Annotated in this window: 13 protein-coding genes; 6 read left to right on the top strand and 7 right to left on the bottom strand. The window is 68.3% G+C overall.

Features of this window, described 5'->3' with window-relative positions; translation table 11 throughout:
* Positions 1-76: 76 nt before the first annotated feature.
* Genes Q4F04_RS12410 through soxZ form a run of 5 tightly spaced genes read left to right on the top strand, consistent with a single transcriptional unit; the run spans position 77 to position 4,547 of the window.
* Positions 77-1,354 carry an NAD(P)/FAD-dependent oxidoreductase gene (locus tag Q4F04_RS12410; RefSeq protein ID WP_303370134.1) on the top strand — a complete coding sequence of 426 codons (1,278 nt, stop codon included), beginning with the start codon at positions 77-79 and terminating at the stop codon, positions 1,352-1,354.
* Complete coding sequence (locus tag Q4F04_RS12405; protein WP_303370133.1) at positions 1,351-2,394, top strand: YeeE/YedE family protein; 1,044 nt, start codon at positions 1,351-1,353, stop codon at positions 2,392-2,394. The genes Q4F04_RS12410 and Q4F04_RS12405 overlap by 4 nt, the downstream gene beginning before the upstream one ends.
* Before the next feature lie 3 nt (positions 2,395-2,397).
* Positions 2,398-3,738 carry an FAD-dependent oxidoreductase gene (locus Q4F04_RS12400; RefSeq protein WP_303370132.1) on the top strand — a complete coding sequence of 447 codons (1,341 nt, stop codon included), beginning with the start codon at positions 2,398-2,400 and terminating at the stop codon, positions 3,736-3,738.
* Positions 3,731-4,210 carry a thiosulfate oxidation carrier protein SoxY gene (locus Q4F04_RS12395; RefSeq protein ID WP_303370131.1) on the top strand — a complete coding sequence of 160 codons (480 nt, stop codon included), beginning with the start codon at positions 3,731-3,733 and terminating at the stop codon, positions 4,208-4,210. Before Q4F04_RS12400 ends, Q4F04_RS12395 begins: the two co-directional genes overlap by 8 nt.
* A 10-nt stretch (positions 4,211-4,220) precedes the next feature.
* A complete protein-coding gene (gene soxZ / locus Q4F04_RS12390; protein ID WP_303370130.1) occupies positions 4,221-4,547 on the top strand; it encodes a thiosulfate oxidation carrier complex protein SoxZ in 327 nt (108 codons plus the stop codon).
* 30 nt (positions 4,548-4,577) lie between these two features.
* On the opposite strand, the gene Q4F04_RS12385 is transcribed toward soxZ, so the two are convergent.
* The 5 genes from Q4F04_RS12385 to Q4F04_RS12365 form a co-directional block, all read right to left on the bottom strand.
* Entirely contained in the window at positions 4,578-5,297 is a 720-nt protein-coding gene (locus Q4F04_RS12385; protein ID WP_303370129.1) for a sulfate/molybdate ABC transporter ATP-binding protein, read from the bottom strand.
* A 13-nt stretch (positions 5,298-5,310) separates the two neighbouring features.
* A complete protein-coding gene (gene cysW / locus Q4F04_RS12380; RefSeq protein WP_303370128.1) occupies positions 5,311-6,207 on the bottom strand; it encodes a sulfate ABC transporter permease subunit CysW in 897 nt (298 codons plus the stop codon).
* Positions 6,200-7,036, bottom strand: coding sequence for a sulfate ABC transporter permease subunit CysT (cysT, locus tag Q4F04_RS12375; RefSeq protein WP_303370127.1), 837 nt, complete (start codon positions 7,034-7,036; stop codon positions 6,200-6,202). Before cysT ends, cysW begins: the two co-directional genes overlap by 8 nt.
* The gene (locus Q4F04_RS12370; RefSeq protein ID WP_303370135.1) at positions 7,033-8,037 is read right to left on the bottom strand and encodes a sulfate ABC transporter substrate-binding protein; all 1,005 of its coding nucleotides are present in this window, start codon (positions 8,035-8,037) and stop codon (positions 7,033-7,035) included. Before Q4F04_RS12370 ends, cysT begins: the two co-directional genes overlap by 4 nt.
* 274 nt (positions 8,038-8,311) lie before the next feature.
* Positions 8,312-8,767 carry an Rrf2 family transcriptional regulator gene (locus tag Q4F04_RS12365; protein WP_303370126.1) on the bottom strand — a complete coding sequence of 152 codons (456 nt, stop codon included), beginning with the start codon at positions 8,765-8,767 and terminating at the stop codon, positions 8,312-8,314.
* A 126-nt stretch (positions 8,768-8,893) separates the two neighbouring features.
* On the opposite strand from Q4F04_RS12365, the gene Q4F04_RS12360 reads away from it, so the two are divergent.
* Positions 8,894-9,175: an Lrp/AsnC family transcriptional regulator gene (locus Q4F04_RS12360; protein ID WP_303370125.1), complete on the top strand. Its 282-nt coding sequence runs from the start codon at positions 8,894-8,896 to the stop codon at positions 9,173-9,175.
* Between the two features lie 87 nt (positions 9,176-9,262).
* Here the strand turns inward: Q4F04_RS12360 and Q4F04_RS12355 are convergent, their stop codons facing one another.
* A complete protein-coding gene (locus Q4F04_RS12355; RefSeq protein WP_303370124.1) occupies positions 9,263-10,339 on the bottom strand; it encodes an AI-2E family transporter in 1,077 nt (358 codons plus the stop codon).
* A gap of 271 nt (positions 10,340-10,610) precedes the next feature.
* On the bottom strand, positions 10,611-12,196 hold a 1,586-nt coding region (locus tag Q4F04_RS12350; RefSeq protein WP_303370123.1), incomplete at its 5' end, for a glutamate synthase-related protein.

The raw sequence follows: 12,196 nt of genomic DNA, 5'->3' as shown, positions 1-12,196 counted from the left end.
TCATGCCGCGGCTGATGAAGGGCTATGACGAGGCGCAGATCCGCGCCCTTGCCGAGTGGTTCGAAAGGGTGGACCCATGATCGCGCGCCGCAGCATCCTTGGGGGCATCGGCGCGGGGATCGGCGCGCTTGCCCTGCCCGCGCTGGTCCGGGCCCAAGGCGCGGCCCATGTGGTCGTGGTCGGCGGCGGCTTCGGCGGCGCCACCGCCGCCCGCTATCTGCGCCGGCTGGACCCCGCGCTGCGGATCACGCTGGTCGAGCCGAATGAACGCTTCGTCACCTGCCCCTTCTCGAACCTTTATCTCGCCGGCCTGCGCGACTGGGACAGCCTCGGCCACGGCTTCGGCGACCTGCGCGCCCAGGGGATCGAGGTGATCCACGCCCGCGCCGAGGATGTGGACGCCACTGCCCGCACCGTCACCCTGTCGGATGGCGCGCGGCTGGACTGGGACCGGCTGGTGCTGTCCCCCGGCATCGACTTCCGCTGGAACGGGATCGAGGGCTATGACGAAGCCGCCGCCGAGCTTGCCCCCCACGCCTGGAAGGCCGGGCCGCAGACCCGGCTTCTGCGCGCCCAACTGGAAGCCATGGAGGATGGCGGGCTGTTCGCGATGGTCGTCCCGCAGGGCGCCTTCCGCTGCCCGCCGGGACCTTACGAACGGGCCAGCATGGTCGCGCATTATCTCAAGGCCAACAAGCCGCGGTCGAAGATCCTGATCCTCGATTCGCAGGACAAGTTTTCCAAGCAGGCGCTGTTCCAGCAGGGGTGGGAGGCGCTTTATCCCGGCATGATCGAATGGGTCAGCCTGTCCGACGACGGGCTGGTGGAACAGGTGGACGCGCCCGCCCGCGAGGCCGTGACCGGCTTCGGCACCGTCCACAAGGCCGACGTGCTGAACGTGATCCCGCCGCAGAAGGCCGGGCTGATCGCCGAACGTGCGGGCGTCACGGACGACACCGGCTGGGTGCCGGTCGATGGCGAGCGCTTCGAATCCGCGCGAGTGCCCGGCATCTTCGTCCTCGGAGACGCCACCATCGCCGCGCCCATGCCCAAGTCGGGCTTTGCCGCCAACACGCAAGGCAAGGTCGCCGCCGCCGTGATCGCCGCGGAACTCACCGGGCGCGAGGCCCCGCCGGCGAGCTACGCCAACACCTGCTACAGCCTGATCGGCCCCGGCTACGGCATCTCGGTCGCGGGCGTCTATCGCGGCGAAAACGGGAAGGTCGTCGAGATCGAAGGCTCGGGCGGCGTCAGCCCGCTGGACGCAGGCGCGGATTTCCGCAAGGCCGAGGCCGATTACGGCGCCGGCTGGTATGCCGCGATCTGCGCCGACATCTGGGGCACGCGGGCGTGAGCGTGGTCGTCCTCGGCCTGACCCTCGGCGCGATCTTTGGCGCCGCCGCCCGCGCAGGCCGCTTCTGCCTGCTGCGCGGGATGAAGGGGCTGGTGCCGGGGAAGGCTGCGCGCGATCTCTCCGCCCTTCAAGCCTTTGCGCTGGCGCTCGCCGTGGCGCTGGCCGGGACGCAGGCGCTGAACCTTATCGGCGGCACCGACCTGCAAGCCGCCCTGCCGCTGCGGGCGGGCAGCCCTTGGCTGGCCATGCTGATCGGCGGGGCGATCTTCGGCCTCGGCATGGCGCTGGCCAATTCCTGCGGGGCGCGGGCGCTGGTGCTGCTGGCGGGGGGCAACCTGCGGTCGCTGGTGGTGCTGCTCTGCCTCGGGCTGGCGGCGCAGGCCACGCTGACCGGGGTGCTGGCCCCGGCCCGCGCAGCGGTCCAGCAACTCGGGCAGGCAAACCTTGCCGGGCTGTCGCTGCCGCAACTCATCGCAGGCGCGGGCATCCCGGCGCAGGTCGCGCTGGCAATTGCCACGATCCTGCCCGCCTTGGCGCTGGCGGCCTTCGCCTGGCCGCTGATCCGCCGCCGCCCGCTTGAGGCCGCGATGGCCGCCATCATCGGCGCGACAGTGGTCGGCGGCTGGTGGATCACCTTCGCCACCGACGACCCCTTCGACCCCAAGCCGCTGACCTCGCTGAGCTACATCGGCCCGATGGGGGAAAGCGTGTTGTGGCTCATGCTGTCCACCGGGCGGCAGGCGGCTTTCGGGGTCGCCATCATCGGCGGCACCCTGCTGGGCGCCTTCGCGACCGCGCTTCTGACCCGCAGCCTGCGGGCCGAAAGCTTCGGCTCGCCCCGGCAGACCGTCGCCTCTGCTTTAGGCGGGGCGCTGATGGGCTTCGGCGGCGTGCTCGCGCTCGGCTGCTCCATCGGACAGGGGCTGTCGGGCCTTTCCACCCTATCGATCGCAAGCCTCGTGGCCTTTGCCGGCATCCTCGCCGGGACGGCGCTGGGCCTGCTGATCCTTCCGCAAACCGCCTTCATCGAAAGGACCTGAACCATGATCCGCCGCCGCACGCTTCTGACTGCCGCGCCGGCCCTCGCGCTGGGCGCAGGGCTGATGAACCTGACCCCCGCGCTGGCCGCCCCCGCCGCCCTGACAGGGGAAACCACCCTCAAGCCGCGCTCGGGCAGCGCGCCCCGCATCGTCATCGCGGGCGGCGGCTGGGGCGGGCTGACCGCCGCCCGCTACGTCAAGCAGGAACTGCCCGACGCCGAGGTGATCCTGCTGGAACGCAACCCCTTCTTCTGGTCCGCCCCCTTCTCGAACAAGTGGCTGATCGACGTGGTGGACACGGGCTTCCTCGTCCACGACATGCAGCGGCCCGCGAACAGATACGGCTATACCCTGATCCAGTGCGACGTCACGGGGATCGAGCGTGACAAGAAGATCGTCCGCACCTCCAAGGGCAACGTGGATTACGATTTCCTGATCCTCTCGGGCGGCATCCGCGACGCCTGGGACGTCTGGTTCGGCGACGATCAGGCGGCGATCGACCATACCCGCGCGCATTACGCATCCGCCTATATCCCGCAGGGGCAGATGCTGGGGCTGAAGGACAAGGTCCGCAACTTCCAGGGCGGCACCATCGTGATGACCCTGCCGCCGCCGCCCCACCGCTGTCCGCCTTCGCCCTATGAGCGCGCCTGCCTGATGGCCTGGCATTTCAAGACCAACAACATCCCGGCCAAGATCGTGATCCTCGATCCCAAGCCGCAGGTCGCTCCCATCGGCCAAGGCTACCGCGCGGCCTTTGCCGAGCTTTATCCCGACATCATCACCCATGTTCCCAATGCGCGGGTGAAAGAGGTCGATCCGTGGGGCAAGCGGATCATGACCGAGGCAGGCGATTTCGACTTTGACGACGCCATCTTCATGCCGCCGCATCAGGCGGCCGAGATGGTGTTCCACGCCGACCTGATCGGCAAGGATGCCGAGGGCAAATCCACCGGCTGGGCCGACATGCACCCCCGCCTTTACCACGCCAACGCCGACGAGGACGTCTATATCGTCGGCGACAGCATGGGGCCGATCTCGCCCCAGTTCGGGCATTACCCGAAAAGCGCCCATGTCGCGAACTACATCGGCAAGCTGGTCGCGAAGAACATCGGCGAACGCGTGCGCGGCGAGGAAGTCATTGCGCGGCTGCCCGACAACCTCTGCTACATGCTGGTCAACGGCGACCCGCGCGAGGCGATCTCGGTCGAGTTCCTGTATGAGGTCGCCGCTGACGGCCTCGTGCATCAGACGCAGATTGATATCGACGTCCGCACGCCCGACCTGATGGAGGAAGACTATGTCTGGATCAACGGGATGTTCGATGACTTCGTTCGTGTCTGACCTTGACCGGCGCGGGTTGCTGATGGGCACCGCCGCGCTGGCCGGCATGGCGGCGCTGGGCCTGCGCCCGGCGCTGGCGCAAAGCTCGCTGGCGATGCCGCAGCTCGACTCGGCGCTGGCCGAGGATCTCGCGGCCGAATTCGCGGGCGGCGCCACGCCCCTGGCCGAGGGGCTTGCGCTGGACCTGCCCGCGCTGGGCGACAACCCCGCCGCGGTGCCGGTCCGTGTCCATGTGACGGAACCGATCACTGAGGACTCGTGGTGCGAAGAGATCATCGTCATCGCCGAGTTGAACCCCCTGCCCCTTGCCTGCCGCTTCAAGTTCACCCCGGCCATGGGATCGGCGGACGTGGCGGTGCGGCTGCGGCTGATCGGGACCATGCCGGTGCGGGCCTTGGCGCGGATGAACGACGGCCGGGTGCTGGTCGCGCGGCAGGAAATCACCGTCGCCGCCGGCGGCTGCGGATTGTAAGGAGCCTGCCATGTCCCGTCCCCCCCGCATCTGGATCAGCAACGAAACCCCCGCGAGGGACGAGATCGTCCGCGTCCGCGCCCAGATCGTCCATGTCATGGAAAGCGGTTTCCGGCTGGACGCCAATGGCGATCCGATCCCGGCCGATATCCTGACCGGCTTCACCGCGACGCTGGGCGATACGCTGCTGATGGAATGGCTGCCGGAAACGGCGATCTCGCAGAACCCCTATCTCGAGTTCACCTTCGCCGCCCGCCAGTCCGGCACCCTGCGGATGGCGTGGTTCGACGAGTCCGGCACGGTAGCGGAAGCCGAGCGCGAGATCACGCTGGGCTGAAACCGGCGGGCGGCATCGCCGCCCGTCCCTTCACGCGCCGATGAAGTCCCGCACGAAGGCGGTGGCGGGACGGGCGCGGATATCGGCAGGCTTGCCGATCTGCTCGATCCGGCCCATCGACATCACCACCACCAGGTCGGCCAGTTCCATCGCCTCGTCCTGATCGTGGGTGACGAAGATCGTGGTCAGCCCCGTCTCGTCGTGGATCTCGCGCAGCCCCTGCCGCAGTTCCTTGCGCACCTTGGCGTCCAATGCCCCAAAAGGCTCGTCCAGCAGCAGCATCCGCGGCTCGATGGCAAGCGCCCGCGCCAAGGCCACCCGCTGGCGCTGGCCGCCCGAAAGCTGGCTCGGGTAGCGGTCGGCGATGTGCGGCAACTGGATCAGGTCCAGCAGCTTCGTCACCCGGCGGACGATCTCGGCCTTTGGCGGGCGGGTGGCGCGGGGCCGGGCGTTCAGGCCATAGGCGATGTTGTCGAAGACCGTCATGTGCCGGAACAGCGCATAGGACTGGAAGACAAAGCCCGCGCGGCGTTCCTGCACGGTCATGCCGGTCGCGTCATGGCCGTCGAACAGCACCCGCCCCGAAGTCGGGTATTCCAACCCCCCGAGGATACGCAAGAGCGTCGTCTTGCCCGACCCCGACGGTCCCAGCAGGGCCACTAGGGCGCCCCCGGGGATCGACAGCGACACTGGATGCAGCGCCGCCGTCGCGCCGAACAGCTTCGAGATTTCGTCGATCTGGATCACCATGACCCGTTTCCTTTCAATGTCGCCGCTGGGCCGCCAGCGCGTCGGCATGGCGGATTTCCAGCGCGGTCTTGATGAGCAGCGTGACCAGTCCCAGCAGGGCCAGCAGCGCGGCCATCGAAAAGGCCGCGACGGACATGTATTCGTTGTAAAGCATCTCGATGCTGATCGGCATGGTGGCAGTCTGGCCGCGGATCTTGCCCGACACCACGGCGACCGCCCCGAACTCTCCCATCGCGCGGGCATTGCACAGCAGCACGCCATACAGCAGCGCCCAGCGGATGTTGGGCAGCGTCACGGTCCGGAAGACCCGCCAGCCGGATGCGCCCAGCGTCAGGGCGGCTTCCTCCTCGGCGCGGCCCTGCTCGATCATCACCGGGATCAGCTCGCGGGCGACGAAGGGGAAGGTCACGAACATCGTGGCGATGACGATGCCCGGCAGGGCGAAGACAATAGGGAAGCCATGCGCCACCAGCCATCCCCCGATCATCGAGTTCGCCCCGAAGGTCAGCACGATGCAAAGCCCCGCGACCACCGGGCTGACCGAGAACGGCAGGTCGATCAGCGTGATGAGGAAGGCCTTGCCGCGGAAGTCGAACTTGGTGATCGCCCAGGCGGCGGCGATCCCGAAGACCGCGTTCAGGGGCACGGCGATGGCCGCGACCAGCAGGGTCAGCCGGATGGCCGACCAGGCCTGCGGGTCCGACAGGCTGGCCACCGCCGCGCCGAAGCCCCTGGACAGCGCCTCGGCAAAGACGGTGACAAGGGGCGCCAGCACCATGACGCCCAAGCCCAGGCACGCCAGCAGGATCAGGGCGATCCGCAGGGCGGGCGCTTCCTCGGTCGCGGCGCGGAAGCGGCGGCGGGGGGCGGCGGGGCGAAGGCTGGCGGGCGGCAAGGGGATGTCAGACATATCCGACCCTCCGGCGGCTCCAGATCTGGATGAGGTTGATCGCCAGCAGCAGCGTGAAGGAGATCAGCAGCATGGCGATGCCGATGGCGGCGGCGGCGTCGTAGTTGAATTCCTCAAGCTGGATCACGATCAGCAGGGGGGCGATTTCCGTCACCAGCGGGATGTTCCCGGCGATGAAGATGACCGAGCCGTATTCGCCCACCGCCCGCGCCAGGGCCAGTGCAAAGCCCGTCAGCGCGGCGGGCGCCAGCATCGGCAGGATCACGTGGCGCAGCGTGTGAAGCCGGGATGCCCCCAGCGTGGCGGATGCTTCCTCGACCTCGCGGTCGATCTCCTCAATGACCGGCTGGACCGTGCGGGTGACGAAGGGCAGGCCCACGAAGACCAGCGCGATCAGGATGCCCCATTGCGTGTAGGCCACCTTGATCCCCCAGTCCGACAGCACCGCGCCGAAGGCCCCGTTCGGCGCGTAAAGCGCGGTCAGCGCGATCCCCGCCACGGCGGTGGGCAGCGCGAAGGGCAGGTCCACGGCCGCGTCCAGCAGCCGGCGGCCCGGAAAGCGATAGCGCACCAGCACCCATGCCAGCAGCACGCCGAAGACAAGGTTGAACAGCGCCGCCAGCGCCGACAGCCGGAAGGACAGCCACAAGGCCGCCCAGACCCGGTCCCGGTTCACCGTCGCCCAGATGTTGGCCAGGCCGAAGTCGGCGCCTTTCAGCAGCAGGGCGCCGATCGGCAGCAGCACGATCACCGACAGCATCGCCATCGTGATCCCCATCGCCAGCTTGAGGCCCGGCATGGGCGATGGCTGCACCAAGGGCCTGCTCATTTCGGCACATAGATCTGGTCGAAGATGCCGCCGTCACCGAAATGCTCGGGCTGCACCTTGGCCCAGCCGCCGAAATGGGCGATGTCCACCAGCTCGACCTGCGGAAAGCGGGCCACGTCCTCGGGCGCGGCGGCGGATGCGTCCCAGGCGCGGTAGTAATGCTTGAAGGCCAGCGCCTGCCCCTGCGGCGAATACAGGAAGTCCAGGTAGCCCTCGGCCAGCGCCCGCTGCTCGTCATTGGCGATGTTGGCCTCGACGATGGCGACCGGCGGCTCGGCCAGAACCGAAACCGAGGGCACCACGATGTCGAACTGATCCTCGCCCAGTTCCTCCAGCGCAAGGTAGGCCTCGTTCTCCCATGCCAGCAGCACGTCGCCGATGCCGCGCTGGGCGAATGTCGTGGTCGCCCCGCGGGCGCCCGAGTCCAGCACCGGCACGTTGCGGAACAGCGCCCCCACGAAGTCCTGCGGCTCCTGCCCGTTCCGCTCGGCCCAGGCCCAGGCGGCAAGATAGTTCCAGCGCGCCCCGCCCGAGGTCTTGGGGTTCGGGGTGATGACCTGCACGCCCTCGGCCACCAGATCACCCCAGTCCCGGATGCCCTTGGGGTTCCCCTCGCGCACCAGGAACACGATGGTCGAGGTATAGGGTGAGGAATTATGCGGCAGCTTCGACTGCCAGTCGGCGGGCAGCTTGCCGGCCTGGGCGATGCGGTCGATGTCCGAGGCCAGCGCCAGCGTCACCACCTGCGCGTTCAGACCCTCGACGACGGACCGCGCCTGCGCGCCCGAGCCGCCGTGGCTGGTTTCGATCTGCGGCGCGGGATGGCCCTGCGCGGTCCAGTATTCGGCGAAGGCCGCGTTCACGTCGCGGTAAAGTTCCCGCGTCGGGTCGTAGCTGATGTTCAGCAGCGATTCGGCGCGGGCGCCGCCGATGCCCAGCGCCAGCGCGGCAAGGATCAGGCCCCCCGTCAGCAGCGGGCGCGCCCGCCGCAGGGGGGCCATGACCTCGGCAAGCGTCAGGGGCCGGGGACGAGGGGCAATGGAACCAAGGGTCTGCCGGGTCATCTGGTTGTTCCTCATGATCGCGCGCCGGCCATGGACCGCCGCCATGGGGTAAATATCGATCCATGAAGTCGTGTATGGCAAGAAAAAAATCACGGGAGATTTGATCGTGATTATAAAAGTTCATTCTTCGGCCCCGCCGCGCATAAAAATGCAGGCGAAAACGCTCTTTTTGAGAGCGGAAAGGATCGGGAGAGGTCCGCGCAGGGCGGTGTCAGGGTTCGGCGATGACCCGGCTGGCCATGTCGCCCGAGCGCATCAGGTCGGCCAGCGTCAGCGAATCGATGATCAGCAGATAGGTCCAGAACACATCGGCAAAGGTCTTGCGGATGCGGCAGGTTTCCTCGTCTAAACAATCGGCGCAGCGCTGATAGGCGGTGCGCGACAGGCAGGGCAGCGGCGCCAGCGGCCCGTCGATCAGCCGCAGCAGCTCGGACAGCTTGACCTCGGCCGGGCGCTTGACCAGCACATATCCTCCCGTCCGTCCGCGCCGCGAGGCGATCACCCCGCTGTCCCGGATCTCCAGCAGGATATGTTCCAGGAACCGCTTGGGCGTGCCGGATCGCCGGGCGACCTGCTCGATCGGCAAGGGCTGCGGCGTATCCGAAGCCGCCTCGTCCGCCAGAACCAGCAGCGCCTTGAGCGCGTATTTCATCTTCTGCGTGATCATCAGCAAGCCGTAGGCAGGCTCCGCCCTGGCCGCAAGCACCGCGAGGAGGAGAAATAAAAGACGACCCGGAGCATGGATGTTCCTGCGCCCGAATGCCAGCCCAGCGGGACGCGACCAAAGGGCGCCATGATCACGGCTGATCTCATCCACTACAGAATCGCCGCAGCCCTGATGCGCGGCGCGGCGCAGCCCATCGGCCGGATCGCCCAGCATGTGGGCCTGTCCCGGACAGCCTGCTGGAAAGGCATCCATAAGCTGGAAGCCACGGGCGTGCTGCCCGGCCGCGTGGCGCTGGCGGTCAGCAGGCTGGGCGTGGCCTTGGCCTGTCCGTCTTCGCAGGCATCGAGCCGCCCGACCATTCGCGCGGATGGCGCGCGGGCTTCGAAGCGGCGCTGGCCGCCATGGTGACGGTCAGGTCTCGCCTGTCCCTGTTCGTGCTGGAACGGCTGAAGGCGACGCCGGCCTGTCCGGCGGACAGGATGACGCGCTGACGCCTCAATCCACCCGCGGTTGCAGCGGCTGGCGGGTGCGGCGGCGGCGGATGCTGGCGCGGTATTCGGCGTCGAAATAGCGCACGATCACCCCCAGCCCCGCCGCCAGCGGCACCGCCAGCAGCAGCCCCGAAAAGCCGAAGAGCGTCCCGCCGACCGCCAGCGACAGCAGCAGGAAGACCGGGTGCAGCTTGACCGAATCGCCCACGATCCGGGGGGTGACGAAGTTGCCCTCGACCACCTGCCCGAGGACGAAGATGAAGGCCACCGCCGCCACCCGCCACCAGTCGCCCCAGAACTGCACCAGCGCCACCCCCGTCGCCAGGATGAAGCCCGAGAAGGACCCGAGATAGGGGATGAAGTTCAAAAGCCCCGAAGCGATCCCGATCAGAAGCCCGTAGTTCAGGCCCAGGGCCATCAGCACCGTCGAATAGAACGTCGCGAGCAGCCCGCCCACGATCACCTGCCCCCGCACGAAGCCGGTCATCACCCCGTCGATGTCGCGGGCGAGCCTGCGGACCAGCGGCGCCTGTTCCGGCGGCAGGCGCTTGTTCACGCCCCGCACGATGCGGTCCCAGTCATACAGCATGTAGATCGAGACGGTCAGCGTGGCGATGAAGATGAAGATGGTGCCCACCGCGCTGATGACGGTGCTGACGGTGCCCCCCAGCAGCATCAGCGCGGTCAGGCGGATGCGGTCGGACAGGTCGGTGATGAACTGGCGCAGGAAGCCGCCGTCCTCCATCATCTCGGGGAAATGCAGGGTCAGGAAGTCGAAGCCCGAGCGGACGGCGCGCGGCAGCGCCTCGACCGCCTGCCGCACCTGTGCGATCAGCGTCGGCAGCAGCCACAGCGCCGCCGCGATCATGGCCGACAGCCCCACCAGCATGATGACCGCCACCGCCCAGCCGCGCGAGAACCCGATGCGCTGCAGCCGGTCGGCCAGCGGGTCGAGGAAATAGGCCAGCGCCGTGCCCAGCACGAAGGGCACCAGCACGTTGCCCAGGCGGGCGACCAGCATGACCGCCAGGACCAGCCCGGCCAGCATCCAGATCGTCCGCGGCCGAACCATTACCAGCATGTCGCAAGCGTCCCCGTTTTGGGGGCGACTATTGGCGAGAACGGGTCTTGACGCAACGGCGCTGCGCCGGCCCCGACCACAACTCCGCATGAGGCGAAGGGGCGCCGCGGCGCCCCCCTTGTTCTTCTTCGCCTGAAGATCCCGGGCGGCCGGGCGCCCGGAACACAGGGCGGATCAGACGACAGCCATCAAGGCTGTTTTCCTGCCGGATGGTCAGGGGGACCGTTTTCAGCGAGGCAGGGACCCCGCAGAACTCCGACCCGACATCCCCTTACTCGGCCGGGATCGCCGCAAGCTCCCCGGTTTCCGCCAGCGGGTGCCTGAGATGGGGCAGCATCTCGCGCGGGCAGAGCTGCAGGAACTTCGCCCGCTCGCGATCCCAGCCGGACAGGATGTCAGCCGCCCGGCGGCTGCCGGTCTCGGCCGCGTGGCGCTCGATCAGCCCGCGCAACTGGTCTTCCCAGTGGGCGACCGTGACCGGGCAACTCACCAGCGTCTCGGCGTTGATGTAGCGGTGCGCCACGCCCTCGGGGTCGTAAAGATAGGCCATCCCCCCCGTCATCCCCGCGCCGAAATTCGCGCCGATGGACCCGAGGATCACCGCCACCCCGCCGGTCATGTATTCGCAGCCGTTGGTCCCGCAGCCCTCGATCACCACCTTCGCGCCCGAGTTCCGCACCCCGAACCGCTCGCCTGCCCGCCCGGCGGCGAACATATACCCGTCGGTCGCGCCATACAGCACGGTGTTGCCGATGATGACGTTGTCGGCGGCGACCAGCGGACTGCCCATCGCGGGCTTCACCACGATGATCCCGCCCGACAGGCCCTTGCCGACATAGTCGTTGGCGTCGCCCGAGACCTCGATCTTCAGCCCCGGCGCCGCGAAGGCCCCCAGCGACTGCCCGGCCGAGCCCGTCAGCCGCACCGTCAGGTGGTCGGGCTGCAGCGCGTTCCGCATCCCGTATTTCTGCACGATCAGCGACGAGGTGCGCGTCCCGACCGTCCGCTGGGTGTTCCGCACCGCATAGGACAGCTGCATCTTCTCGCCGTCCTCGAAGAAGCGGGCGGCATCGCGGGCGATCTCGGCGTCCAGCGTGTCCATCACCGCGTTCCTCGGGCGCGAGCGGTCATAGACGATCTTGTCCGAGCCATCGACGGTGATCAGCAGCGGGTTCAGGTCGAGGTCGTCGAGGAAGGCCGAGCCGCGGCTGACCTGCGTCAGCAGGTCCGCCCGCCCGATCACCTCGTCCAAGCTGCGTGCGCCGATCGAGGCGAGGATCTCCCGCACCTCCTGCGCGTAGAAGGTGATGAGGTTCACGACCTTGTCCGCGCTGCCGGTGAACATCGCCCGCAGCCGTTCGTCCTGCGTGCAGACGCCCACGGGGCAGGTGTTCGACTGGCATTGGCGCACCATGATGCAGCCCATGGCGATCAGGGCGGCGGTGCCGATGCCGTATTCCTCGGCCCCCATCATCGCCGCCATCACCACGTCGCGGCCCGTCCGCAACCCCCCGTCGGTCCGCAGCGTCACCCGGTCGCGCAGTCGGTTCATGGCCAGCACCTGATGCGCCTCGGTCAACCCCATCTCCCACGGCAGGCCCGCAAACTTGATGGACGTGGCGGGAGAGGCGCCCGTGCCGCCGTTGTGGCCGGAAATCAGGATGACGTCGGCCTTGGCCTTCGCCACCCCCGCCGCGATGGTGCCGACGCCGCCGCCGGCGACCAGCTTGACCGTGATCTTCGCGCGCGGGTTGATCTGCTTGAGGTCATAGATCAGCTGCGCCAGGTCCTCGATGGAATAGATATCGTGGTGCGGCGGCGGCGAGATCAGCGTGACCCCCGGCGTCGAGTGCCGCA

Origin of the sequence: Paracoccus sp. (in: a-proteobacteria) (assembly GCF_030536915.1) — a bacterium.
GTDB lineage: Bacteria > Pseudomonadota > Alphaproteobacteria > Rhodobacterales > Rhodobacteraceae > Paracoccus.
Note: the sequence above shows the minus strand (reverse complement) of the source record. Positions and strands in the feature narration are given on the sequence as shown.